Origin of the sequence: Qipengyuania sp. 902, from assembly GCF_051195295.1 — a bacterium.
Classification (GTDB): Bacteria; Pseudomonadota; Alphaproteobacteria; order Sphingomonadales; family Sphingomonadaceae; genus Qipengyuania.
This window is the reverse complement of sequence record NZ_JBNJLJ010000005.1, coordinates 60,011-82,934: the sequence shown is the minus strand read 5'-3', so window position 1 is coordinate 82,934 and position 22,924 is coordinate 60,011. Positions and strand designations below refer to the sequence as shown.

The following is a 22,924-nucleotide window of genomic DNA, read 5'->3' as shown; positions in this document are numbered from 1 at the left end:
TGCGCCTAATTCATCGTCTCATGCGACCTGCGTCCACCCCTGCAAGGCCGCTGCTTCGGCCCGGACCGCTTCGGGACTTCCCAGAACCTGGCGGTCGAAACCGATTCGCTTGAACCAGAAATGCAGACCTAGGAGATCGGTAAAACCCATCCCCCCATGCACCTCGGTTGAGGTTCGGGCGACAAAACGGTGGACTTCGCCCGTATGTGATTTGGCATGGCATGCCACCAGCGAAGCCTCGTCGGGCGTCGCATCGAACGCATGGGCGGCATACCAGACCAGCGAACGGCATGGTTCATGGCGGGCAGCCATTTCCGCGCACATATGCTTGACCGCCTGGAAGCTGCCGATCACTCGTCCGAACTGTTCGCGCTGCCCGGCATAGTCGACCGCTTTTTCGATCATAGCCTGGCCCGCACCGAGGCTATCGGCGGCCAGGAGCACCCGGCCGGCGTCCCGCAGGCGCCTGACTGTGGCCCCACCATCGTCCGCGAGAGCCTCGCCCGCTACGCCAGAAAACCGCAGCTCCCCTACGCTCCGGGTGCGGTCGATCGTTTTGAGAGCAACCTTCTCCAGACCCGCAGCATCGCCAGCTACGAAGTGCATACGACCGGCGGTATCGGCTACCAGAAACGCGTCGGCTTCCAGGAAGTCGAGCGCGAACAAAGCCGTTCCGTCGAGCTTTGCGCCGTCGAAGTCCACGCCTGCCCGGTCCCGGATCTCCACCGTTTCCGCGATCGCGACGGCGATTTGCGCCTCGCCCTTCGCTATCCTCGGCAGCCAGTGCGCCTTCAACTCCTCGCTACCGCCCTGTGCCAGCGCAAGGGGTGCCAGTACATGGGCACCGATAAAAGGCACCGGCGCGACGGCATAGCCGAGCTGCTCGGCCACAGCGGCGGCATCGAGCATTGTCATCCCGAGCCCGTCATGTTGCTCGGGAACCATCATTCCCCAAATGCCGATTTCGCCCAGCGCCGAACGCACGTTGTCGCTGAAGGGAACCGAGCCCTCCGCGCATTCGCGCACATGATCGAGCGGACAAGTATCAGCAAGAGTGCGGCTGATCGCGTCGCAGAGCATCTCTTGGTCTTGCGAAAGTCCGAAATCCATCAGGCGGCTCCCTTATTCTGCCCGCTTGCAACGGCCGTCGCCTGTTCGACGGCGGGAGGCGTTGCGAACTTGGGTTCGCGCGGCATTTCCAGCCCGCGTTCGGCGATGATGTTCTTCTGGATCTGGGCGGTGCCTCCACCGATGATCAGACCAAGCTGGAACATGTAGTTCCACTGCCAGGCACCGTCTTCGCGCTCGCGCTCGCTTCCGTGATAGAGTATGCCCATCTCGCCCATTGCGTCGATCGCGAGCGCGGAAATCTGATGGGCGAGCTCACAGCTCTGCAGCTTCACGACAAGTTTCGCCATGCCGCCGGCATCCCCCCTAAGGCTGTTCGACAGGATGCGCATGCCGTTGAATTTCATCGCCGCGACTTCGGCTTGCAATGCAACCAGCCGGTCACGCAGAACGGCGTTGTCCATTGCGCAACCCTGGCCGATGCGTTCTTTTTGCATCAGCCTGACCAGCGCCTGGAGCCGGTTTTCCAGTGCATCGGGGTCGCCCAGCATGCCACGTTCATGGCCCAGTGTGGCATTGGCCACGTACCACCCCTGCCCGCGCTGCCCGACGATCTGATCCAGGGGAACCCGCACGTCGGTAAAGAACGTTTCATTGAACTCGGCATGACCGGTCATGGTCTTGAGTGGTCGGACCTCGATCCCTGGTGTGTCCATCGAGAAGATCAAGTAGGAGATGCCGCCGTGCTTGGGCGCGTCCGGTTCGGTCCGAACAAGGCAAAAGATCATGTCCGCCTGCTTGGCCGTGCTGGTCCAGATCTTCTGTCCGTTGATGACAAAGTCGCCATTTTCGACGCGGGCGCTGGTCTTGAGCGCGGCGAGGTCCGATCCCGCTCCAGGTTCCGAATATCCCTGACACCAGACTATCTCGCCATTTAGGGTCGGCTCGATCCATTGCCGTTTCTGGGCTTCGGTTCCGAGTTCCAGCAGCGTGGGAACGAGCATGGAAATGCCCTGGTTCGCAAGGCCTGCGGGGATGCCAGCGCGCGAAAATTCCTCGGCAATGATCCGCGATTTCAGGATGTCCGGCTCGGCTCCGTATCCGCCGTATTCCTTGGGAATCGTACGCGCCGTGTAACCATGCAGGATCAACAGCTTTTGCCATTCGACGGCTTCGGGGGAAGGGCGCGCGGCACGGCCTTGGCCATCGGGTGCGCGGTGACCGTGGGTTTGCAGGAACTGGCGCACTTCCTCGCGAAACGCGTCATACTGGGGTCCGTAGTCGAGATCCATCTTGGTCTATCCTTCTGCGCGCGCGATCGCGACGGGTCGGAATACTGGCAGGCGAAAATCTTCGGAGATCGGCTCGAAATCCAGCGTGACCGGCAGATCGAGCTCAAGCTCGTCGAGCGCGCAATCGACCAGCCGGGTTGCCATGCGCACTCCCTCCTCCAGTTCCACCACCGCAGCGATGAAGGGAATCTCGCCGGCGAAGGCGGGATGCAGTGCCTGATGGGTCACCGTCCAGGAAAACAGCGTGCCATTGCCGGTGCTACGCTCCCACGACCATTCAGGAGAACCGCATCGGGCGCACATATAGCGCGGCAAATGCCGAAAACTGCCGCATCCTTCGCACTGCTGGAAGTAAAGGTTGCCGTCCTGACACCGGTTCCAGAATTCCTGCTCCACCGGATCCTGCGGGCGCGGCTTTGGCTTGGCTGGTGCGGCCTGCGCCGAGGGGCGCATCTTGGGCGGCAGATCTTTCTCGTCGCTCACGCAAACCTCCTCAAAATCGCTATACTGCCGTCACCCAGATCGCCCCAGCCGGTCACCAGGCCGGTCTGGGCGCCTTCGACCTGCCGCTCCCCACAATCGTGGCGCAACTGACGCACCGCCTCGACGACATGGTTCAGTCCCCAAACATGGGCCTCGCTCAGCAGGCCGCCATGGGTGTTGACGGGATAGCGCCCGCCCAGCTCGATCTGGCCATTCGCGACGAACTCTGCCTGTCCACCTGGTTCGCAATAGCCCAGGGCCTCCAGCTGAAGGAGAACCACGTAGGTGAAGCAGTCGTAGATCTGCAGAAAATCCATGTCTTCGCGATCGACCCCCGCCATTTCGAACGCGCGCGGCGCGGCGTAGCTCAGGCCGATCTTGAAGGGGTCGGGACGCGAAGGGATATCGTCGGCGGGGTAAGGATGCCCTTCAGCCGCACCGGCGATGCTCACGGGAACATGCGGCATGTCCCTGGCGCGGTCTATTCGCGAAACCACGACTGCGCATGCCCCGTCAGTCTCCAGACAGCAATCGTAGAGGCGAAAGGGTTCGGATATCCAGCGCGCGGAATGGTAGGTTTCGGCATCCAGTTCCCGGCCATAAGTGAAGGCCTGCGGATTCATCTGCGCATGGCGACGGCACGCCAGTGCAACGGCCGCCATCGCTTCCGGGCCGATATCGTAAATTCGGGAGTGCCGGGTGGCGAGCCAGGCATACATCTGCACCGGCAGGAACACGCCATACGGAATGTAATAGCCTTGGATCGTATTCGTCAGGGTGTTCATGTTCATCGGCCGCGTCGGCGGTGCGCCAGGCTTGGGCCGCAAGGCGGAATAACCGTTCCACCCGAGCGTCACCAGCACATGGTCGCATAAGCCGCTGGCAATTGCCATCGCGGCGTTCTGGAGTGCCGTGGTAGGGCTCGCCCCGCCCATGTGGACCGTAGAGGCATAGCGCAGAACTTCGATACCGAGGTTAGCCGCCATCTCTTCCGAGGTGGTGTAGATCGGCGGAGGAACCATGCCGTCGATATCCGACGGCTTCAGCCCTGCATCTGCTATGGCTTTGCGCGATGCTTCCAGCATCATGTCGACCGCGGTTTTCTCGGTGCCTTTCACGAAAGCGGTTTCGCCCACTCCGGTGATGGCCGATTTGTCGCTTAAGCTCATGCCTGCCTGACCGCCTGGTAATCGCGTTCGAGCTGTTCGGAAAGAGCGCGCACCCTCTGATAGGTCTCCGGCGGACGCAGTCGCAACTCGCGGCGGACATCCTCCAACGGACGATCGAGATTTTCTTCCCAGTAGAAGGTGGTCAGATCGGCTGCAGCCCGGCCCCGGCGCCACGCTTCAAATGCAGCGCGCGCCACTGGCAACTGGGCAGCTTCCAGTTTCATCTTGGGAATGCCGACGCCCACGATGAAAGCGATCCCGTGATTATAGAATTGCGCGTTTCCGAAGGACAGCACGCACAATTCGCCCAGTGCGTCCCTGCCGTATCCGGTGACGACATGAAACAGGTCATGCGAATCGCGAAGGCGCCGACGATAGAGGGAAACATCGGGGTCGCCGAGGTCCTCCAGACCTCCGGCCTCGCTGGCTTCCGCCAGACCTTCTGCTGTCAGACCCTCCCCGTAAACAAAATCGAGGTAGGCTCGGCCAAGCGTGCCAGACGCACAGGTCGCAAGGCGTTTGCGATCGCACAAGGTTTCAAGTAGGTCGGCCCGGTCGGAAGCGATACGCCGCCCATCGCTCGACTTCATGAAGCGATTGAAATTCCGATAATAGGAATTGCCCGACAATGCCTTGACGATACGGAACACCTGCGCCGTATCCTCCTTGTCGGCAATCAACTGCCTCATTGCCCCAGCGCTCTGAGAGGCTCTACGGGGCGGCGCAATTCATGACCTTTGGCGTAAGCCATCTTCTTGCCTCCTGCGCTTCACTTGTAGATACCAGCGGACGCCAACGCCTTCTCGGCTCCATCGACCAGGTCGCGCATCACTTCGGCGGCAGGCCGGATCGAATCGATCAGGCCGATGCCTTGCCCCGCGAAGCCGGGGATGACATCCTTGCGCTCGGCCTTGATCCCGGAGGCCATGACCGGGCCGGAGATCATCGACTGATAGGGCATCGGCAGAGGTTCCTTTCCGGCCTGCACCCAGGCGTCGGCCCATTTGTTCCGGATCATGCGCGCCGGTTTGCCGGTAAGCGATCGACTAACGACCGTATCGGTATCGCCGCTTTCGGTGATCGCCTCTTTCTGGAAGCGCTCGATGCCCGCTTCCTCGGTCGCGAGAAATGCCGTGCCGACCCACGCGCCCTCTGCCCCCAGCATCATCGCAGCGGCAACACCCCGGCCATCCGAGATACCGCCGGCCCCAAGGACAGGAACACGATCGCCAACGGCGTCGACCACCTGGGGAATCAAGGAAATAGTCCCGATCGGCGAGTTGTGACCTCCGCCATCGTGCCCTTGCGCGACGATCATGTCGATGCCCGACCCGACGACCTGTTCGGCGTGCTTGACCTTGCCGATCACCGCCATGACCTTGGTGCCATTGGCATGGAGCCGATCCATCCAGGGTTCAGGATTGCCAAGGCCGGCAGCATAAACCGGCACCTTTTCCTCGATCACCACTTCCATCTGCGCCTCAAAGAATTCCTTCGAGAACAACTGCGGGCCGCCCTTGCCCATTTCAGGCGCGCCCGCCGCCCGCATGGCGGCGGCAGCATCGACCTCCGGAAGCTCTTCACGATCCATGAAGTCGCGCGCGAACTGCTGATATTCACCCATCAGATCCATGGGATTTTGGGGTGCAGCACCGCTTTGAGGGGCAGAGCCGCGCCTGACCGACGCGGGGAGCAGCGTATCGACACCGAAAGGTTTGTCGGTCAATTCCCGGGTCTGGCGAATCCAGTCACGCAACTGATCGGGCGAACACGCCGCGGCACCCAGGACCCCGAGCCCGCCGGCATTCGAAACCGCAGCCGCCAGCGCCGGAACGCTCGCTCCGCCCATCCCGGCAAGCAGGATCGGGTACCGGATCCCCAGCATTTCGCATATTCGGCTCTTCAACGCCATTCTTCCTCTCCAGCCACTTGCCTAAACGCACACTCAAACTATTGAAAATTCTACAGCTGCCCCCACCGCACCCGCTGCGAGACCAGCTCGGGACTGCGCTCCGAAAGATAGACGGCAGAGCCGGCCACCAACCGGCTCATTGCTTGACGGGCCGCGGCGCTGTCGCCAGTCCGCACTGCCTCGAGCACCCGCACCAGAAACTTCATCTGCACCGCCCGTTCCTGTGCCGAATATCCCAGCGAATGGGAAAACTCGCGGGTCAACAGATGCATCGCAGAGGTCAGCAAACCGAACAGCGGATTGCCGCTCGCCCAACCCAACAAGTCGTGAAATCTGCGATTAAGTTCCTCGAATTGATCAGAGGCTTCATGATGCCTCAATTCCGCCAGACACCCTGCCAACGCGCTGAGATCAGCGGTAGTTGCACGCTGGGCTGCATACCCTGCGACATCGGGAGCAATTGCTTCGCGCAATTCAAGCAAACCACGCAAATCGGCTTCCATGAAATGCAGAATCAATGACAAACTGCTTGCAAAATCGCCGGTCTGCGGACGGGCTACGACGGGACCTCCACCACGGCCGAGCTGGAGATGGATGACCCCTTGCAATTCCAGGAACCGCAAAGCCTCCCGCAAAGTTGCGCGCGCAACCTCGTAACGCGCGAGCATTTCATCCTCGCGCGGAAGCCTGTCACCCGGGTTATGGCGACCCGCCTCGATGTCCCTCACGATGCTTTGCGCAAGAGAAAGGGCACGCTTGGCCTTCTTCATCGCCGGCATCCGCCACTCATCAGCACACCCGCACCTCTCGAATAAACAGTATAAGGATATTAGCAAACCTTCGCTGGATCGGCACACTATCCGATGGGATTGGTGTCTGCAAGGGACTAAAAGAGTATACGATTTATTGACTGCACGAGATGTCTCCCTTAAGGATGACTGAAGGCCGATCAGGCCTGAGATGTAGAAGGAATAGTTCTTATGGACAGCCAGATCGCCGAGCCGGATGCCGCGGCGAGGATCGCGTCAATTCCGATCGAGGAAATCGACGTGGCCCGGCCAAGCCTGTTTCAGAACGATACCATCGGTCTATTTTTTGACAGGTTGCGCGCCGAAGAACCTGTCCACTACTGCCGCGAGAGCTATGTCGGCCCTTACTGGTCCATTACCAAGTTCGACGACATCATGTCGGTGGACACCAATCATAAGGTCTTCTCTTCGGAAGCGAAGCTAGGCGGAATTGCAATCCAGGACATGCATTCGGTGGAAGGCGCGCTCGAACTTGAAATGTTCATAGCGATGGACCCGCCCAAGCACGATCAGCAGCGCAAGGCGGTGACTCCGGCAGTGGCTCCGTCCAACCTGCAACTGCTCGAGCCGATCATCCGCAAGCGCGCGGGAGAGATTCTCGATGAACTCCCGATTGGCGAAGATTTCGACTGGGTGGATAAGGTTGCGATCGAGTTGACGACGATGACGCTGGCAACCTTGTTTGATTTCCCTTGGGAGGAGCGGCGCAAGCTGACGCGCTGGTCCGATGTAGCAACTGCGGCACCTGAAACCGGGATCGTCGAATCCTACGAGGCGCGGCGCGAAGAACTCATCGGTTGCGCGATGTATTTCAAGACTCTGTGGGACGAACGGATAAACGAGGAGCCGAAGAACGACCTCATCTCGATGATGGCTCATTCTCCCGCCACGCGCGACATGCCGTTCCTCGAGTTTCTCGGCAATCTTATGCTGCTGATCGTCGGTGGAAACGACACAACACGCAATTCCATCAGCGGCGGCGTGCTCGCCTTGAACCAAAGCCCGGACGAGTACGCGAAACTCGACGCGGATCCTTCGCTCATTAGCAAAATGGTTCCGGAAATCATCCGTTGGCAGACCCCCCTCACTCATATGCGCCGCACCGCGCTGGAAGATTGGGAGATCGGCGGCAAACAGATCAAGAAGGGCGACAAGGTGGTGATGTGGTACCTGTCAGGCAACCGCGACGAGAGTGCTATCGAGCGCGCGGACCAGTTCATCATCGACCGCAAAAATCCGCGCCATCACCTCTCATTCGGCTATGGCATTCACCGCTGCATGGGAAACCGGCTCGCGGAACTGCAGCTGCGGATCATCTGGGAAGAAATTCACAAGCGCTTTTCCCGGGTCGAGGTTACAGGTGAACCAGAGCGTCTTTTTTCAAACCTCGTCCGCGGAATCACCAGGCTGCCGGTGCGGCTCCGCGCCCGCTGACTCTCGAGATCGAAATGCGGAGTTCAAGATGATCAAAATTACGTTCGTGGCTAGCGATGGTGAGCGACGGGAGGTCGAAATAGAAGAAGGCGAGACAGCCAGGGAAGCGGCGCTATACAATGACGTGCCGGGTATCGATGGCGATTGCGGAGGGGTATGTGCTTGCGCGACCTGTCATGTGCATGTCGATCCCGAATGGATCGACAAGGTGGGTCGGCTTATGCATGATGGAATGGAGGCCGACCTCTTGCAGTTCGCCGAAGGCACCACTGAATACAGTCGCCTTGCCTGTCAGATTCCGATGAAGCCGATGCTGGATGGATTGGTTCTTCACCTACCCGAACAACAATACTGACGGAGGGATCCTCGTCCCCGTAGCCTACATTCTTATCTGTCTTTCCTTGATTCTTCGAGAAAACACCCATGGCCACACAAATCGAGCCCGCAACCCAGACCGACGAAGACGCCTTCCGCGCGGAAGTGCAGCAGTTTCTGGCGGACAATTTTCCCGCCGAACTCAAGGGCCAGTCGAACGCGCTGGCCGGCGTGGACGGCCCCACCAATGAAACGCCGGCGCAGACCAAGTGGCGCGAAGCCGTGGGCGCGCGCGGCTGGGGCACCCCCACCTGGCCGAAGGAATACGGCGGCGGCGGCCTCACCAAGGCGCAGGCCAAGATCATCGACCAGGAATTCGCCAAGGCGGGTGCCTACAACCCGATCGGCGGCATGGGCGTCATGATGTTCGGGCCGACGCTGCTCGAATACGGGAACGAGGCGCAGAAAAAGGAACACATCCCGCCGATCACCCGCGGCGAGATCCGCTGGTGCCAGGGCTATTCGGAACCCAATGCCGGCTCCGACCTTGCCAACCTCCAGACCTTTGCCGAGGACAAGGGGGACCACTACCTCGTCAACGGCCAGAAGACCTGGACCAGCGGCGGCCAATGGGCCGACAAGTGCTTTGCAATTGTGCGAACCGACAAGAGCGACAAGCACAAGGGCATCAGCTTCATGCTGATCGACATGGACAAGCCCGGTGTCGAAGTTCGCCCGATCACCATGATCAGCGGGACCAGCCCGTTCTGCGAAACCTTTTTCACCGACGTGAAGGTGCCCAAGGAAAACCTCGTCGGCGAGGAAGGCCAGGGCTGGACCATCGGCAAGCGCCTGCTGCAGCACGAGCGCACCAATATCTCGGGCGGCGGCAGCCTCGCCCGTCTCATGGGCCAGAGCCTTGGCGATATCGCCAAGAAGTACCAGCCGACGGGCGCCGACGGCGAACTCGCCGATGCGGTGCTGCGCGACAAGATCGCTGATTTCGAAATCCGCTGGAACAGCTTCCTGCTCACCGCGCGCCGCGCGATGGAAGAGAGCAAGGCAGCTGGCGGCGTCTCCGAAATCAGCTCTGTGCTCAAGAAGCTCGGCACCAAGCTGAGCCAGGAACGCAGCGAATTGCTGATCGAAATCCGCGGGTTGCAGGGCCTCGGCTGGGAAGGCGACGGCTTTTCGGACGGCGAGCTGGAGGCCGTGCGCGCGTGGCTCTTCGGCAAGGCGACCACCATCTATGGCGGCTCGACCGAAATCCAGAACAACATCATCGCCAAGCGCGTGCTCGGCATGCTCGACCACCAGTAAGAGAGGGGAGCAAGGACAATGGCCGTTCTCAACGAAGAACAGGAAATGCTGCGCGACATGGCGCGCGAATGGACCGTCAACGAAAGCCCGGTCACCGAATTCCGCAAGGTCCGCGCCAGCGGCGAGCCCGAAGCCTTCAACCGCGACGCCTATGCGACGATGGCACAGATGGGCTGGGCCGGGGTCATCATCCCCGAAGAGCATGGCGGGTCGGACTTCGGCTTCCTGTCCGCGGGCCTCGTCGTCGAGGAACTCGGCAAGACGCTCACCGCCAGCCCGCTGGTGATGAACACCGTCGCCGCCTCGGCGATCGTTCTTGGCGGCAGCGACGAGCAGAAGGCCAGGTGGCTGCCCAGGCTGGCGAGCGGCGAGGCCATCGCCACCCTCGCCGTCGACGAAGGGCCGAGCCACGATCCTGCGAAGATCGAGACCAGTGTGTCCGACGGCAAGCTGAGCGGCACCAAGGCCTTCGTCCATGAAGCGCATGGTGCGGACCTGTTCGTCGTCGCGGCGAAGGACGGGCTTTACCTGGTCGAGAAAGGCGACGGCGTCGCGCTCACCACCCGCAAGCTGACCGACCAGCGCAGCCATGCCGACGTCACCTTCGACGGCGCGGCGGCGGAGAAGCTCGCCAATGGCGGCGACAGCCTGCTCGATGACGTGCTCGACCGCGCGCGCGTGCTCACCGCAGCCGAAATGCTCGGCATGGCGCAGCAGGTGTTCGACGACACGCTCGACTATCTGAAGCAGCGCGTGCAGTTCAACCAGGTGCTGGCGAGCTTACAGGCGCTGCAACACCGCATGGCGGACCTCTTCGCCGATCTCGCCCAGATGCGCAGCGCGGTCGAGGCGGGCCTGCAAGCCGTCGATGCCGGCTTCGGCGTGGCGCGCGCGGCGACCATCGCCAAGACGGAAGCCAACCGCGTTATGCACACCATGGCAAACGAGGGCATCCAGCTGCACGGCGGGATCGGCATGACCGATGAGTACGACGTCGGCTTCTATCTCAAGCGCGCCCGCGTGCTGGAGCAGAGCTTCGGTTCGTCGAGCTGGTTAAAGGACCGATTTTCCAAGCTTTCTGGCTACTAGAAACCTGCATGTAGTGACCTGCATGGCATTTTTGCCACATGCTTGTCGACAATGTGAAATAATCCGTCAATTCATCTACCAAGTCTTGAAATGAAACGCGCTTATCGGCATCGTTTCTAACATCGACTAGTGCCTAGGATGGGGCACATTCTTAGAGGAGAGGCACATGAAAAGATTTCCATCACGCCACCATTGCGCCCTTGGTGCATTGGCAGCGGCACTTGCCTTCACACCGACAGCCGCCTTCGCCCAGGATGTTGGCGAACCCGATGCGGATCTGGTTGAAGGGGCCGATGTCGAAGACCAAAACGTAATCATTGTTACCGCGCAAGGGCGATCGCAGGTCTTGGCGGATGTTCCAGTCGCCGTGTCAGCTGTTTCCGGAGAAACCCTCCAGAATTCGGGCGCCAGCGACATACGTGAGCTGAACCAGGTTGCACCGTCCCTGCTGGTGTCTTCCACCGGCAACGAAGCTAACGGTTCCGCGCGTATTCGCGGTATCGGCACGGTCGGCGACAACCCTGGTCTGGAAAGTTCGGTCGCGGTTTTTGTCGATGGAGTCTATCGCTCTCGTTCGGGAAGCGCCCTGAGTGAGCTCGGCCCTATCGACAGGGTCGAAATCCTTCGCGGTCCCCAAGGTACTCTGGGCGGGCGGAACTCATCGGCAGGCCTGATCAATATCTACACCGCACCGCCCGAGTTCGATTTCAGCGCATACGGGGCCTTCACTTATGGCAACTATGATGCGATCCGCGTCGAAGGTGGCATAAACGCTCCGCTTGGCGACACCGTAGCTGCGCGTGTGGACGGCGTTTACTTTGAGCGCGACGGCTTCTACAACGATATTACCAACGGCGGGACGATCAACAATCGCGATCGTTATCTGGTCCGCGGTCAGCTCCTGTTCGAACCCAATGACGACCTGTCCATTCGCCTTGTCGGGGATTATTCCAAAAAGGACGAAGCGTGCTGTGCCGCGACGTTCGTCCAGCCCGAGTTTGCTCCGCTTGCACGGATCAGCGCTGGATTTGATCCCTTTACGAGGCCATCGGATGGGGCCGCCCTGACGAGTACCGCAAATCCGATCGTTCCCGTGTTGCTTGCGCTTGGGCAGGATCCGCGTGCCCTCACCCAGGATACATTCAACCGCGACCTGTACCCTACGCCGGGCAGAAGCTATGAAGGCGAAACCGAAGACTACGGTATTTCGGCTGAGATCAATTGGGATTTCGGGAACGTCACGTTGACGTCTATCACGGGCTACCGTGAATATGCCAACAGCCAGGGATCTGACACCGATTACACTACTGTCGATATTCTCTACCGCGCTCCGACCGAGAATGCTCTTGCTCGAGACTTTGAAACATTCACTCAGGAACTGCGCCTTACCGGTGAGGCCTTCGATGGCAAACTCGATTGGTTGATCGGCGCGTATTACGCCAATGAAGAACTGCAGGTGCGTGACAATCTGCGGTTCGGCACCCAGTACGGCAATTTCGTAGCGTGCCGCATCGCTATCGCGATCAACCCGGCTTTGGTCAATCCGGGGGCTTCCAATTGCCTGGGTGCCAACGTGGCGGCATTGGACGGTACGCTGACCGGAAGCCCGGCATTCGGCGCTGCAACCCCGGCGATCCTCGCAGGTATCAACAACCTTGCAAGCATCAGCGATTTGGGAACGGTCAGCGAGGTCTACAATCAGACGAGTGAGAACTTCGCGTTCTTCACGCATAATATCTTTGCGATCACGGATACGCTCGATTTGACGCTGGGGCTTCGTTATACAAACGAAACCAAGGACTTCGACGCAACTTTCCGCAACGACAACACGGTTTGTCCGACAAACCGCAATCTGCTCGGAGGCTTTCTGGGTGTTCCGACTTTGGCACCTCTGGCCGGTGGTATCATCAGCCTTTCCTGCCAAGGCAATTCGACATCGGAGCTCGATGGAGTTTCTCTCGAAGACTCGCGCGAAGAAGAGGAGTTTACCGGCACGGCTATCCTGAGCTGGAAGCCAACTCCCGATCTGCTAGTCTACGGTTCGTATTCACGCGGCTACAAGGCGGGCGGTTTCAACCTCGACAGGTCTGCACTGTCAAATCCGCTTGCGTTCGATCCGGCCAATATCTCGGCAGCCGCGCTGCAGTTCGATGAAGAAACAGTCGATGCATATGAGATCGGCCTCAAATACTCGACACGCGAGTTCGGGGTTAGCATTGCAGGCTTCCGGCAAGAGTTCAGTAACTTCCAGTTGAACACGTTCAATGGGGCGTTCTACATTGTGCAGACGGTCAATAGTTGCGATAGCGATCTCGGCGGGGCCGACAGAGACGCAAGCGCGACAACCGGTGCATGCTCTTCCGATGAAGTTGCACCAGGTCTGATCGCTCAAGGTGTCGAGATCGAAACCTATCTACGGCCCGCTCGTGATTTGGATATTACCCTTGGCGTCACCTATTCTGATACGAGCTTTGAAGACAATCTTATCGGGGACGATACCGGGGCACCGCTCGACCCCGCACTACGCTTGCTGCCAGGCGACAACCTGTCGAATGCACCAGAGATCGTGGCAACATCGTCGCTTACGTGGACGCCGCCAATCGGCGACAGTGGGCTCGAAGGCCTGGTCTTCGTGAACGCTCGTATGGCTGGTGATTACAACACCGGCTCCGACCTGCTCTTCGGCAAGGAACAGGACAGCTTCGTCGTAGTGAACGGGCGTGTGGGTCTGACCAATATTGCGGATCGCTTCGCGATCGAGGGATGGGTCAATAATTTGTTTGACGTTGGGTATACGCAGGTGGCCTTCAACACGCCTTTCGTGGCTCCGCAACAAACGTTCTCCGCTTTTCTTGCGGAACCCCGGACTTACGGCATCACCGTGCGCGGCAAGTTTTAAACTTACTCGCTAATTGCAAGAGGGTTCGGCGCTTCGCTGTGTCGAGCCCTCTTTTTCGAACTTTTATTTGCTCACGACTAGGTGGCGTCCGAACAAAAGTTCCGTGTGCTCAATATCGTCGATGATGTGATAGGGAGAGGCCGGCAGCGGTGTTCGCTGCAGGAATCCCTCTTCGCTGGGCTACCAGCCGCCGGCCCCACAAACAATCTTGCCTCGTCCTGCCATGCTGCCTTACGCTGCGCTCCAGGCCGCCCAGCAGGGCGACCCCAACCGCCGGAACTCTAACTTAACCGGTGGACCACCCTGATGGGGCAGGTCAGGTGGAAGACTACAACCGAGAGAGACCGCCCTCATCCCTTGGCTACGCGACACCGGCGGCGTTCGCCGCCGAACTAGATAAGCAATGGCCTGCTTCGCCACGCCCTACGGGCTCCGCTGCGCAGCCCATTGCTTCAACCGCGCTCATACGCATCAACGCGGCTCGGCTCTAATCCCGGCTGGGGGGAAGATCAGGGGGTCACGTCACTCATTGGAAGGCGGCTATCGCGACGCAATTCGCTCTGAAAGTCGTGGGACTATTTTGCAGGTCTTCGAGGAACAGACCTGCTAATTTTCGCCCTGCAGTTAGTTCCATTAGGATAACGCTGTTAGCATACGTAGGCACCGCGGCCGCTAGCCAAAAGGTTGCCAGTAGGACCGTATACACGTGTTTCAGCGACCGAGATATTTTTACCGATCTTGATTATTTTGCCCGATGCTACGAGTGGTCCCGAGGTTGCCGGGCGGTGGTAGTCGACCCTCAGATCGGCGGTCGCCTTGGCCCCTGTACCTTGCGACAATAAGGTGTAGAGCCCGGTTAAATCGATCAGAGAGGCGAGCACGCCGCCATGCGCTGAACCGATTGCCGGGTTTGACACGATCTCGTCGCGCCAAGGCATCTCCAGTTCAAGCTGCTCGTTCGAGCATGACCGTAAAGTGAGGCCAAGCCACCGGTGAAACGGGGCAATCTGCAGGATCTCTTCGAGGCGCTTAGGATCGATCCTTGTCAGATTATCGGTCATGTAACGGCTCCCTGCGGACTGTGATTACGCTTGAGAAAATCGAGTATCGCTGCCGAAAAGGCATCGTTGGCATCGCCAACCACCATATGTGTTGCCTCTGCGATGTCGGTGTATTCAGCGTGTGGAACAAGTTCGAGCAATTGCGCGACCGCGTCTTCGGAAACCAGATCGCTCGATCCGCCGCGAATAATATGCAATGGCAGCGAAAGCCTGCTGGCTGCATCGTTCAGCGCATCAAACTGGCGTTCCTGATGAGCCGGATCGCTTCGCTTGGCTAGTGTGATGTTGCGGATAAAGGCCGGATCCCAATGCCAGTAGTAGCGGCCGTCTTCCTTCTCTCGCAGATAGCGCCGTAAGCCCTTGCCGGCTCCGCGCTTGCGGCGATGTGGCATGTAGCGCGCGATGACCTCTGCCGCTTCGTCCGGTGAAGAGAAACCGGTCTCCACGTGCTCCTCCATAAAGCCGACTACGCGCATAACGCCCCCCGTCTCCATACGCGGCGCGATGTCGACGAGAGTGAGCGACGCGAAGCGGCCCGGCGCAAGGTGTCCTTCGGCGATCAGTCCGGCCAACCCGCCAAGGGAGGCCCCGACGAGCGCTGGCTTGCGGTCCATTTTTGAAGCGATCGCAACGAGATCTGAAGCGAAGTCGCGCGTTTCGTAAGCGCCCTCGGCAGACCATTCGCTGTCGCCATGACCGCGCATATCAATTGCGATCGGACGAAATCCCGCATTGGCGAGATCGGCTGTGACACGTTTCCATGCGTGACGGGTCTGGCCGCCCCCATGCGCGAGCAAGACCGGTAAAGCATCGGCATTTCCGGTCGCTTCGGCTGCTATGGAGATGCCACCATTTCCCCCGATATGGAAAGTTTGCGACTGCATACCGCAACCTCATATTGTAAATCGATTTACAGTAAACGGCTTTATTTCCTGATCCGCTATGGTAGGTTGCCCTAGATGGCTGCCATGACGGGCTATGACGCGGATACAAAGGGGGGCAAGTTCCCTCACCGATACCGATCGGCTGTTCTTTCTTATGGAGGAAGTGACCCGGCGTTTGCGCAGGACCGCCGATTCTTCGGTTGAACAATTCGGGCTCACGCGGACGCAATGGAGTATATTGGCTTATCTTTCGGAGCCCAGGCATGACCCAGACAGAGCTGGCTCGGGAACTGAAGCTAGAGCGCGCTAGCATCGGCCAGACTATTGATCGCCTGGAAGAACTTGAGCTGGTGGAAAGACGCAGGCGCGAAGAACGACAGGCGCGTTTGGCGGGTTCATTTACGCCCTGCCGCAATCGAGCTACTTCCCAAGATGCGAGTAGAAGCTGATGCAATGTATGCTCGCTTGCTCGGGGGGATCCGTTTTGGGGAACTGGAGCGCTTACGCGGATCGCTGGCTAGGATGCATGACAATCTGGGCAGCGAGCCATAATCACTCGAAATCGAGCCCATGCCCCGCGTTCACGCCCGCGTTTGCCCTTCAGGGGGTCTGATGCTCAGATGAGGGACGCCGAGCGCATGCGATCATAACATCCCGGCAGTCGTGGCAGGCGAGGTGGCCGGAGCCCCCGCACTCACCCAGCGCCGTTCGGTTCCTTATCAGCTTGAGCGACCATCGGATTCAGTTTCTGCTGTAGCGTGAAATCAGCGAGTGTTTGCATGGCGGCACTGCTAGCGAATATGGTTGACGCTGAGCTTGAACACGCCAGGCATGCGCGAGCCTTCCAAGATAGCGCTATGGATAAGCATATGCCGAAAGATGAGATACGTGATTACGCCCCCAACGAAAAGGATGACATCCTTTATTTGCTAGAAGAGGTGAACAGGACCGCTCGGCGGACCTTCGACGCTCTGATCGTGGGGCTCGACCTCAATCAAACACAATGGCGGATCATCGCGTCCTTGTTGCGAGAACCTACGCTAACACAGACCGAGATTTCTCGCCTGCTCGAGCTTGAATCGGCGACGATAGGACAGGCTGTCGCAGTTTTGGTTGAAAAAGGTTTGATCGAGCGAGAGCGGGCGGCGCACGATCGAAGGGTTTGGAACCTCCACCTCACCGAGCAAGTAAGAACCATCTGGCCGGAACTGCGCGAAGCGGCTGATCGACTCCACGAAATTCTCTGGAAGGGAATGTCTGCGCCTCAAATCGACCTCCTGCGTACGATGCTTCGAAAAGTTGCGGAGAATCAGAAGCAGGCTGACACTTGCGAAGAAAGCCGATGAAGCATGATCTGGAAAACAGTGTCGGTGAACTGACGCGGCTAGCAGAACTCGGTCAGATTTTCGCCCGGCACGGTCTGAAAAATCTCGGAAGCTTGCTTGGCTTTATGCCGGTTTCGGAGAATGAGCCAGATACCGAGGACTTGCGTCCTGCATCGGTGGTGGCGCTGTTGCGCGATGTCGGCCCTGTCGGAATAAAGCTTGGCCAGCTCCTGGCGACCAGAAGCGATCTGTTTACACAACCCTGGATTTCCGCGTTCGGCACTCTCCACGACCAGGTGGAACCGCTGCCGTTCGATAAGATCGAACCGGTGATTGTATCGGCTTGGGGCAGCGACTGGGAACGTGAATTCGCCGCTTTCGAGAGAAACCCGATCGCCTCAGCCTCTATCGCGCAGACTTATGTCGCAACCCTGCTGGACGGAAGCGAGACTATCGTGAAAATCCGCCGACCCGGCATGGCGTCCAGGATCGAGGCGGACATGAGGCTGTTGACACGGCTCGCGGGCCTCGCCGAGCGTCGGTCAAGCGACATTGCCCGCTATCGACCCGTGGAATTCCTTCAGACATTCGCCAAGAATTTAGCGCGGGAGATGGACCTGGCGGCAGAAGCACGTGCCTGTGAAAGGATTGGCGGTTATCTGGAGATGCTTGGGGTGAAGACGCCCGCGATCCACTGGGAACTCACAGGCTTGACGATCAATGTGCAGGAAGCCCTGGGCGGAAAGCCCGCGTCGCGGCACCCGGCAACTGATCCGGCAGGGAATGCCCAGTTCGCGAAGCGCTATGCCGATGCAGTGCTACGGATGATCCTTCTCAATGGAGAGTTTCATGGCGACCCGCATCCCGGCAACGTCTTCTGGATGGAAGGGAACCAGGTAGGCTTCATCGATTTCGGCTCGGTCGGCTTTCTCAGCGGCGCGCGGCGTCAGGAAATCGTCCGACTGATTTTCGCTATCGCGAACGGACAGATAGACAAGGTGGCCGATCTGCTGCTCGACTGGGCAGGCAATCCACTCGTGGATCGCGCGCAATTGGTGATGGACCTGGATGAGCTGATCGCGGAATTTAGCGGCACAGCTCTTGCCGGGATAGAATTCGCGGCAATTTTCGATCGGGTTTTCGGATTGTTGCGCGATTATCGCCTCGTATTGCCGCCCGACCTCGCTATTTTGCTGCGCACCCTGCTGACCGCAGAGGGCTTCGTTCGCTCTTTGGCGCCGGACTACAATATCGCCGAAGAAACGAAGCCGATCGTGATGCAATTGTTTGCCGAGCGATTTTCGATCGGAGCCGCGCGGGATCATTTGGCCAAGGTCCGCAGTGGCCTGCTTGATTTCTCGGCATCGCTGCCCGAGCTAATCGATAACGTTGCCTCGGTCGCTCGATCAGGTACGATTCAGGTATCCATCGACCCAGCCAGTCTGAACCATCTGACGCGGGAAGAGGACCGCAGCACCCCCGTCAAGGGTCCGGTGGTGGCAGCGTTGATCATCTCTGCCGCATTGCTGGCCGACCAATCGTTGTTACTGGCAGGAATTGTTCTGGCTTTCGCGGGAATAGCACTCATTCCTAGATGGAACTGATAAGACCACACACAATGAACGCTTAGACCACGGCCGCCCGGCACCGATATTGGCTACATCAAGGGAGAAGAGTGGAAATGACCGAACAGAAACCTGCCGAAGCGGTGCCTGCCGCCACCATGCTGCTGACCTGCCCCATCAGGGTGGTCCACCGGTTAAGTTAGAGTTCCGGCGGTTGGGGTCGCCCTGCTGGGCGGCCTGGAGCGCAGCGTAAGGCAGCATGGCAGGACGAGGCAAGATCGTTTGTGGGGCCGGCGGCTGGTAGCCCAGCGAAGAGTGTGGCCGGACGGTGTTGTAGTGGATACGCCAGCGCTCGATCAGGATGATTGCCTCCTTCAGAGTGTAGAAGATCTCCCCGTTGAGAAGCTCATCCCTGAGCTTGCCGTTGAAGGATTCGTTGTAGCCATTCTCCCATGGTGATCCGGGTTCGATGTAGAGGGTCTTCACACCAATCCGCCAGAGCCAGTCGCGCACGGCATGAGAAGTGAACTCAGCGCCATTATCGCTACGGATGTGATCAGGCGGACCATGGCGTTGGAACAGCTCGGTCAGCACGGCCAGGACATCATCGCTCTTGAGCTTGCGCTGGACATGGATCGCCAGGCACTGGCGGCTGTACTCGTCGATCACGGTAAGCATGCGGAAGGCCTTGCCGTCATGGGTGCGATCCATGACGAAGTCGTAGCTCCACACATGGCCACTATATTGCGGACGCAGCCTCACGCATGATCCATCGTTGAACCACAGACGCCCGCGCTTTGGCTGTCTCTGCGGAACCTTGAGCCCTTCACGGCGCCAGATCCGCTCGACCCGCTTGGCGTTCACCAACCAACTTTCATTGCGCAGCAGCGCCGTGATCCGGCGATAGCCGTAGCGACCATATTGCTGGGCCAGCCGGATGATTGCAGCTGTCAGCGGCTTCTCGTCGGCTGGTGGTGCGGGCAGCTTGCGCTGGGTCGAGCGGTGCTGGGCAACGACCCGGCAGGCACGGCGCTGGCAGATATCCAATGCCTCCTGCACATGGTCGATGGCCAGCCGACGCCGTGAAGGGCTCAGTACTTTCCCTCGACAACCTCCTTCAGGATCAGCGCATCGAGCGTAAGATCAGACACCGCCTTCCTGAGCCGCTGGTTCTCCTTCTTGAGATCCTTCAATCGCCGAGCCTGGCTGACCTTCAGCCCACCGTACTCGCGTCGCCAGCGATAGTAACTCTGCTCCGAAATCCCCAGCGATCGGCTGATCTCCCCGATCTTCTCTCCGTGCGAGAGCCGAACTTCGGCCTCACGCAGTATCCCGATAATCTGTTCCGGCGTGTATCTCTTCCGTGCCATTCATCAGCCCCTTTCAAGCCGTAAATAGCCGAAATCCTAACTCTCAAAACGGACCACTTTTCGGGGGGAAGGTCACCTCTGGCCGATGGGAAGGACGCTGACAGGCTGGAAACCGCAGTTGGGCGGTTGGGGCTTGATCGACCTTAGAAACGCGCAATCGGTCGATCCGTTTTCCCTGGCCTCAGATGAACTCATTGAGGTTACCGACTGGGAACTACTTGATTTTGCAGTTCAAGTTGTCAAGCAATGGCTCCAAAGGAAGGGTTTCGAGATCATGTCCACTCACTCAAATCCCAACGTCGATCCGAACATCTGATTTGTCGGAGACAATGGACCCGAGTGGGTAATCGTACGAGCAGCGCGATATCCAGAAAAGGTGGCTCAGATCCCGAGCAACGTAGAGGCCATCGCTAAGCAATGCGAAGCTCTCAGTCACTTGGGGAATTTCGCATCTTTTGGCTTTGCGTTGGCGGAAAACGTTGAAAGGCCCATCTGGCGGGGACACGCTGCCGATGTCCAATTCGAAGGCATTAAGCCGATCTGATCCGGAAGCTCTCATTGCTCCACGCAGGTGTGCGATCTCTTGAAGAATCATGCGGCCATATTCGTGCTCGGCGGTCGCTTTTGGGGTGTAATATAGCCGCCGCTCTGCGCCAAAACACCAGACGTCCAGACCGGTAACGGCGTGGGCTGTAGACTGGAGTTCGTTCGACCTGAGGCCGGTCGGATTACGACTTCTTACCAGTCGTCGAAACTTTGAATTTTGCTCAGATTGGAAACCTCATTCAAGTGCGTTTCCAAGTGATGGCGTTCCTCATCCCAAACCGCAAACAGATGTTCTGCGCCAGAATTCTCAATGTTGTTTAATTCGAAATCGTACACATCGAGAAACAATTGCTCGTAGTACTTAGAGAGACGATTCTCCATGCTGGTGAATGTCACGTATAGCTGGGCATTCTTCGGCCATTTTTTTGACGTGGCTATCAACGCGAAGCTCAGCAAACCCTTTCCCGACATACACGCATAACATCGTGTAATTGCCATGGTCGTCGCAGGCGTCATAGTCTACCCACAGGTGATAGAGGCCTGTCTGACCACGGAGGAATTTAAGATAGAGCTTGTACGTTATGTTCCCAATACGAAGTTCGTCGTCGACCGGCAGTTCCGCACAAAATGCGCTCTCGTTCACCAACTCATGGGCAGAAATTGGCTGGCTTAGTTCTAAGAGCGCTATTTGATCGAACGCATCGTACTCTTGATTTTGACACGGGAAATCTTGTTCGATGCACTTTGTCATGATCGGCTCGACCTACTCAATATTGTATGTTCCTTAATAGGCGCCGGTGGCTTCCGAAATCAGCTCGGTTCTTGCAGCGACGAGCGCTCCCAATACTCGAGGGTATCGGGCCGACTGCTTCGATCCGGCGACCGCGCAAAGGATGCCTTTGACTGCCCCTGTCGATGGCACGTCCGCCTCCAACCAGTCAGCTCCAGACCAATAAGCGGTCACTTCAGGCGGTCCGAAATCCAGGCCTCCACTTCGTCTTCTGCCCATGCGACCGCATATCCACCCAGCTGCACGGGCTTCGGAAACTTGCCCTCGGCCATCCAGCGATAGATTGTCGAACGGCCAAGCCCGACGCGATGCTGAACTTCGGGCAGGCGAATGAGCCGCGTCACCCGCCGGGTTTCGGTCGCTCCTTTGTCTATCTCTTCACCCACGATGGCCTCCCTCGGCACCGGCAAAGACATCGCCAAGCAGCGCATCCTTGCGTTCGAGCTCGTCGATGTGGTCGGAGAGCAAGCGGGCGACGCGGTGCGCGGTCCCCTTGGCCCAGCGCGGCTTCACATCGTGAACCTGGTTGCCCAAGACACGCTCGAGCGCTGAAGGCAGTTCGCCGGAAAAGTCCTCGAAGAATTGCGCGAGGTCCGATTGCAGCCACGCAATCGCGTGATCGCCGCCGCTGACGAGGAACAGGAGCAGGTGTGCGTGCGGCGCGACGCCGCTCGCGGCAAGAATGCGCAAGGCTTCGCCGAGGCTGGCCGAGCGTTCGCCCGCAAGAACACGGCGCAGGGCATCCTTATGGATCTGCGCGTCGCGAGCGATGTCGCAGCGGGCACGGCCGCTGGCTTCGACGGCGGCCAAAAGCAGCCGGGCGAGGTCGGCGCGAACCTGTTGTTCGGCAAAGAGCGCCATGTTGGTCATCGACGAATCCTTATCTCCAGAGTGATCGACTCTCCGGCTAACCGCGAAGGAAGCCTGTAGGAAAACAAAAAGAACATTTAGAGAACATAGAGGAAGGAACGATCAGCTTCCTCCGACGATTCGCGCGAATTTCGGTCGCCTGCGCGCATATCGCGGCTCTCTTCGCTCAGATGCCGGCACAGTCAGCGCTGTTGCGCGATCAGCCTGCGCGAATCCCGTGCATCGCACCTCCCGATGTCGCTTTTTGCTTGGTCGAAAGCCCCAAAATCCAATTCCCGATTTCCTACAGCCCGGCTCCGGGGAGAGGAAAGAACATACAGCGAACGCATCGCTGGCTGATGTTCAATCCTCGGAGTTTCCATCCATGACCACCAAGACTGCCCTTCCGGTCCAGCAGCGCTCGCCCAACGGGGCTCGCGGCCGCGACTACATTCTTCCCGCCTGCGTGGCGCTGGCCTGCGCCGGTGCCGCCTTTGCCGGGGCCGATACCACCTTCGATCCCGCGTTGACCAAGTTCACCGACTTCCTCGAAGGTTCGGGCGGCAAGATCATCACTGTGCTCAGCCTTGCGGGCGGCCTGATCGGTCTCGCCTCCGGGCGTTTCTCGCTCGGCCAGGTCGCGGTGCCGGTCGGCGTCGGCATCGGTGTCGGCACCGGCGTTCCGATCGTCACCTCGGTCGTGACCGCGGTCATCTGATCAGCGGATCCGGTCACGACAGGAGG

The 22,924-nt window shown here is 59.1% G+C and carries 23 protein-coding genes and 1 pseudogene; 11 read left to right on the top strand and 13 right to left on the bottom strand.

Translation table 11 applies throughout. The features are described from left to right. Nucleotides 1-18 precede the first annotated feature (18 nt). From ACSH0F_RS14195 to ACSH0F_RS14165, 7 genes are all read right to left on the bottom strand, one after another. Nucleotides 19-1,110: an acyl-CoA dehydrogenase family protein gene (locus ACSH0F_RS14195; protein ID WP_050599567.1), complete on the bottom strand. Its 1,092-nt coding sequence runs from the start codon at nt 1,108-1,110 to the stop codon at nt 19-21. Beyond that, nucleotides 1,110-2,360, bottom strand: coding sequence for an acyl-CoA dehydrogenase family protein (locus tag ACSH0F_RS14190; protein ID WP_063506922.1), 1,251 nt, complete (start codon nt 2,358-2,360; stop codon nt 1,110-1,112). Before ACSH0F_RS14190 ends, ACSH0F_RS14195 begins: the two co-directional genes overlap by 1 nt. Nucleotides 2,361-2,366: 6 nt before the next feature. After that, nucleotides 2,367-2,843, bottom strand: a complete 477-nt coding sequence (locus ACSH0F_RS14185; RefSeq protein WP_006834185.1) for a Zn-ribbon domain-containing OB-fold protein — start codon at nt 2,841-2,843, stop codon at nt 2,367-2,369. Continuing rightward, on the bottom strand, nt 2,840-4,012 hold the full coding sequence (locus tag ACSH0F_RS14180; RefSeq protein WP_006834186.1) for a thiolase C-terminal domain-containing protein: 1,173 nt from the start codon (nt 4,010-4,012) through the stop codon (nt 2,840-2,842). The genes ACSH0F_RS14185 and ACSH0F_RS14180 overlap by 4 nt, the downstream gene beginning before the upstream one ends. Further along, entirely contained in the window at nt 4,009-4,701 is a 693-nt protein-coding gene (locus ACSH0F_RS14175) for a Coq4 family protein (protein ID WP_063511645.1), read from the bottom strand. The genes ACSH0F_RS14180 and ACSH0F_RS14175 overlap by 4 nt, the downstream gene beginning before the upstream one ends. A gap of 80 nt (nt 4,702-4,781) precedes the next feature. Beyond that, on the bottom strand, nt 4,782-5,924 hold the full coding sequence (locus tag ACSH0F_RS14170; RefSeq protein ID WP_063511644.1) for an NAD(P)H-dependent flavin oxidoreductase: 1,143 nt from the start codon (nt 5,922-5,924) through the stop codon (nt 4,782-4,784). 50 nt (nt 5,925-5,974) lie between these two features. Next, entirely contained in the window at nt 5,975-6,694 is a 720-nt protein-coding gene (locus ACSH0F_RS14165; protein ID WP_225982198.1) for a FadR/GntR family transcriptional regulator, read from the bottom strand. Between the two features lie 210 nt (nt 6,695-6,904). Here ACSH0F_RS14165 and ACSH0F_RS14160 point away from each other — a divergent pair, with 210 nt between their 5' ends. The 6 genes and pseudogenes from ACSH0F_RS14160 to ACSH0F_RS14135 all read left to right on the top strand — a co-directional run. After that, complete coding sequence (locus tag ACSH0F_RS14160; protein ID WP_063511642.1) at nt 6,905-8,167, top strand: cytochrome P450; 1,263 nt, start codon at nt 6,905-6,907, stop codon at nt 8,165-8,167. A gap of 28 nt (nt 8,168-8,195) precedes the next feature. Next, nucleotides 8,196-8,522, top strand: a complete 327-nt coding sequence (locus ACSH0F_RS14155; protein WP_006834191.1) for a 2Fe-2S iron-sulfur cluster-binding protein — start codon at nt 8,196-8,198, stop codon at nt 8,520-8,522. Nucleotides 8,523-8,590: 68 nt separating this feature from the next. Then, nucleotides 8,591-9,802 carry an acyl-CoA dehydrogenase family protein gene (locus ACSH0F_RS14150; RefSeq protein ID WP_063511641.1) on the top strand — a complete coding sequence of 404 codons (1,212 nt, stop codon included), beginning with the start codon at nt 8,591-8,593 and terminating at the stop codon, nt 9,800-9,802. Nucleotides 9,803-9,820: 18 nt separating this feature from the next. After that, on the top strand, nt 9,821-10,891 hold the full coding sequence (locus ACSH0F_RS14145; RefSeq protein WP_067506366.1) for an acyl-CoA dehydrogenase family protein: 1,071 nt from the start codon (nt 9,821-9,823) through the stop codon (nt 10,889-10,891). 166 nt (nt 10,892-11,057) lie between these two features. Continuing rightward, nucleotides 11,058-13,790 carry a TonB-dependent receptor gene (locus ACSH0F_RS14140; protein WP_067506369.1) on the top strand — a complete coding sequence of 911 codons (2,733 nt, stop codon included), beginning with the start codon at nt 11,058-11,060 and terminating at the stop codon, nt 13,788-13,790. Between the two features lie 311 nt (nt 13,791-14,101). Then, a pseudogene (locus tag ACSH0F_RS14135) lies at nt 14,102-14,281 on the top strand (IS3 family transposase); the annotation flags it as partial. Nucleotides 14,282-14,437: 156 nt separating this feature from the next. Here ACSH0F_RS14135 and ACSH0F_RS14130 read toward each other — a convergent pair. After that, nucleotides 14,438-14,851: a hotdog fold thioesterase gene (locus tag ACSH0F_RS14130; protein WP_006834195.1), complete on the bottom strand. Its 414-nt coding sequence runs from the start codon at nt 14,849-14,851 to the stop codon at nt 14,438-14,440. Continuing rightward, complete coding sequence (locus ACSH0F_RS14125) at nt 14,848-15,735, bottom strand: alpha/beta fold hydrolase (protein ID WP_006834196.1); 888 nt, start codon at nt 15,733-15,735, stop codon at nt 14,848-14,850. The genes ACSH0F_RS14130 and ACSH0F_RS14125 overlap by 4 nt, the downstream gene beginning before the upstream one ends. 263 nt (nt 15,736-15,998) lie before the next feature. Between ACSH0F_RS14125 and ACSH0F_RS14120 the strand changes: the two genes are divergently transcribed. The 3 genes from ACSH0F_RS14120 (at nt 15,999) to ACSH0F_RS14110 (ending at nt 18,664) form a co-directional block, all read left to right on the top strand. Next, nucleotides 15,999-16,184, top strand: coding sequence for a MarR family transcriptional regulator (locus tag ACSH0F_RS14120; RefSeq protein WP_228135198.1), 186 nt, complete (start codon nt 15,999-16,001; stop codon nt 16,182-16,184). Nucleotides 16,185-16,592: 408 nt separating this feature from the next. Further along, nucleotides 16,593-17,081 (top strand): MarR family winged helix-turn-helix transcriptional regulator, encoded by a 489-nt coding sequence (locus tag ACSH0F_RS14115; RefSeq protein ID WP_094744504.1) that lies wholly within the window; start codon nt 16,593-16,595, stop codon nt 17,079-17,081. Continuing rightward, complete coding sequence (locus tag ACSH0F_RS14110; RefSeq protein ID WP_006834199.1) at nt 17,078-18,664, top strand: ABC1 kinase family protein; 1,587 nt, start codon at nt 17,078-17,080, stop codon at nt 18,662-18,664. Before ACSH0F_RS14115 ends, ACSH0F_RS14110 begins: the two co-directional genes overlap by 4 nt. A 138-nt stretch (nt 18,665-18,802) precedes the next feature. Here ACSH0F_RS14110 and ACSH0F_RS14105 read toward each other — a convergent pair. Continuing rightward, nucleotides 18,803-19,995, bottom strand: a protein-coding gene (locus ACSH0F_RS14105; protein ID WP_369765956.1) for an IS3 family transposase whose coding sequence is annotated in 2 segments (ribosomal slippage) — nt 18,803-19,746 and nt 19,746-19,995 — 1,194 coding nt in all. Because the reading frame shifts where the segments join, the coding sequence is not laid out codon by codon here. A gap of 85 nt (nt 19,996-20,080) precedes the next feature. Here ACSH0F_RS14105 and ACSH0F_RS14100 point away from each other — a divergent pair. Continuing rightward, nucleotides 20,081-20,311, top strand: a complete 231-nt coding sequence (locus ACSH0F_RS14100; RefSeq protein WP_006834202.1) for a hypothetical protein — start codon at nt 20,081-20,083, stop codon at nt 20,309-20,311. Between the two features lie 591 nt (nt 20,312-20,902). Here ACSH0F_RS14100 and ACSH0F_RS14095 read toward each other — a convergent pair. The 3 genes from ACSH0F_RS14095 to ACSH0F_RS14085 form a co-directional block, all read right to left on the bottom strand. Further along, nucleotides 20,903-21,292 (bottom strand): hypothetical protein, encoded by a 390-nt coding sequence (locus tag ACSH0F_RS14095; protein WP_196793211.1) that lies wholly within the window; start codon nt 21,290-21,292, stop codon nt 20,903-20,905. A 209-nt stretch (nt 21,293-21,501) separates the two neighbouring features. Beyond that, nucleotides 21,502-21,717 carry a helix-turn-helix transcriptional regulator gene (locus tag ACSH0F_RS14090; RefSeq protein WP_006834205.1) on the bottom strand — a complete coding sequence of 72 codons (216 nt, stop codon included), beginning with the start codon at nt 21,715-21,717 and terminating at the stop codon, nt 21,502-21,504. Beyond that, on the bottom strand, nt 21,710-22,201 hold the full coding sequence (locus ACSH0F_RS14085; RefSeq protein WP_006834206.1) for a hypothetical protein: 492 nt from the start codon (nt 22,199-22,201) through the stop codon (nt 21,710-21,712). Before ACSH0F_RS14085 ends, ACSH0F_RS14090 begins: the two co-directional genes overlap by 8 nt. A 364-nt stretch (nt 22,202-22,565) precedes the next feature. Here ACSH0F_RS14085 and ACSH0F_RS14080 point away from each other — a divergent pair, with 364 nt between their 5' ends. Beyond that, entirely contained in the window at nt 22,566-22,898 is a 333-nt protein-coding gene (locus ACSH0F_RS14080) for a hypothetical protein (protein WP_006834207.1), read from the top strand. Nucleotides 22,899-22,924: the final 26 nt, after the last annotated feature.

Bases quoted from the DNA above. Each gene is read 5' to 3' on its own strand.
- ACSH0F_RS14195 (WP_050599567.1), bottom strand. From the start codon at position 1,110: ATGGATTTCGGACTTTCGCAAGACCAAGAGATGCTCTGCGACGCGATC.
- ACSH0F_RS14190 (WP_063506922.1), bottom strand. From the start codon at position 2,360: ATGGATCTCGACTACGGACCCCAGTATGACGCGTTTCGCGAGGAAGTG.
- ACSH0F_RS14180 (WP_006834186.1), bottom strand. From the start codon at position 4,012: ATGAGCTTAAGCGACAAATCGGCCATCACCGGAGTGGGCGAAACCGCT.
- ACSH0F_RS14175 (WP_063511645.1), bottom strand. From the start codon at position 4,701: ATGAGGCAGTTGATTGCCGACAAGGAGGATACGGCGCAGGTGTTCCGT.
- ACSH0F_RS14170 (WP_063511644.1), bottom strand. From the start codon at position 5,924: ATGGCGTTGAAGAGCCGAATATGCGAAATGCTGGGGATCCGGTACCCG.
- ACSH0F_RS14165 (WP_225982198.1), bottom strand. From the start codon at position 6,694: ATGAAGAAGGCCAAGCGTGCCCTTTCTCTTGCGCAAAGCATCGTGAGG.
- ACSH0F_RS14160 (WP_063511642.1), top strand. From the start codon at position 6,905: ATGGACAGCCAGATCGCCGAGCCGGATGCCGCGGCGAGGATCGCGTCA.
- ACSH0F_RS14155 (WP_006834191.1), top strand. From the start codon at position 8,196: ATGATCAAAATTACGTTCGTGGCTAGCGATGGTGAGCGACGGGAGGTC.
- ACSH0F_RS14150 (WP_063511641.1), top strand. From the start codon at position 8,591: ATGGCCACACAAATCGAGCCCGCAACCCAGACCGACGAAGACGCCTTC.
- ACSH0F_RS14145 (WP_067506366.1), top strand. From the start codon at position 9,821: ATGGCCGTTCTCAACGAAGAACAGGAAATGCTGCGCGACATGGCGCGC.
- ACSH0F_RS14140 (WP_067506369.1), top strand. From the start codon at position 11,058: ATGAAAAGATTTCCATCACGCCACCATTGCGCCCTTGGTGCATTGGCA.
- ACSH0F_RS14130 (WP_006834195.1), bottom strand. From the start codon at position 14,851: ATGACCGATAATCTGACAAGGATCGATCCTAAGCGCCTCGAAGAGATC.
- ACSH0F_RS14125 (WP_006834196.1), bottom strand. From the start codon at position 15,735: ATGCAGTCGCAAACTTTCCATATCGGGGGAAATGGTGGCATCTCCATA.
- ACSH0F_RS14120 (WP_228135198.1), top strand. From the start codon at position 15,999: ATGACCCAGACAGAGCTGGCTCGGGAACTGAAGCTAGAGCGCGCTAGC.
- ACSH0F_RS14115 (WP_094744504.1), top strand. From the start codon at position 16,593: ATGGATAAGCATATGCCGAAAGATGAGATACGTGATTACGCCCCCAAC.
- ACSH0F_RS14110 (WP_006834199.1), top strand. From the start codon at position 17,078: ATGAAGCATGATCTGGAAAACAGTGTCGGTGAACTGACGCGGCTAGCA.
- ACSH0F_RS14100 (WP_006834202.1), top strand. From the start codon at position 20,081: ATGGGAAGGACGCTGACAGGCTGGAAACCGCAGTTGGGCGGTTGGGGC.
- ACSH0F_RS14095 (WP_196793211.1), bottom strand. From the start codon at position 21,292: ATGACAAAGTGCATCGAACAAGATTTCCCGTGTCAAAATCAAGAGTAC.
- ACSH0F_RS14085 (WP_006834206.1), bottom strand. From the start codon at position 22,201: ATGACCAACATGGCGCTCTTTGCCGAACAACAGGTTCGCGCCGACCTC.
- ACSH0F_RS14080 (WP_006834207.1), top strand. From the start codon at position 22,566: ATGACCACCAAGACTGCCCTTCCGGTCCAGCAGCGCTCGCCCAACGGG.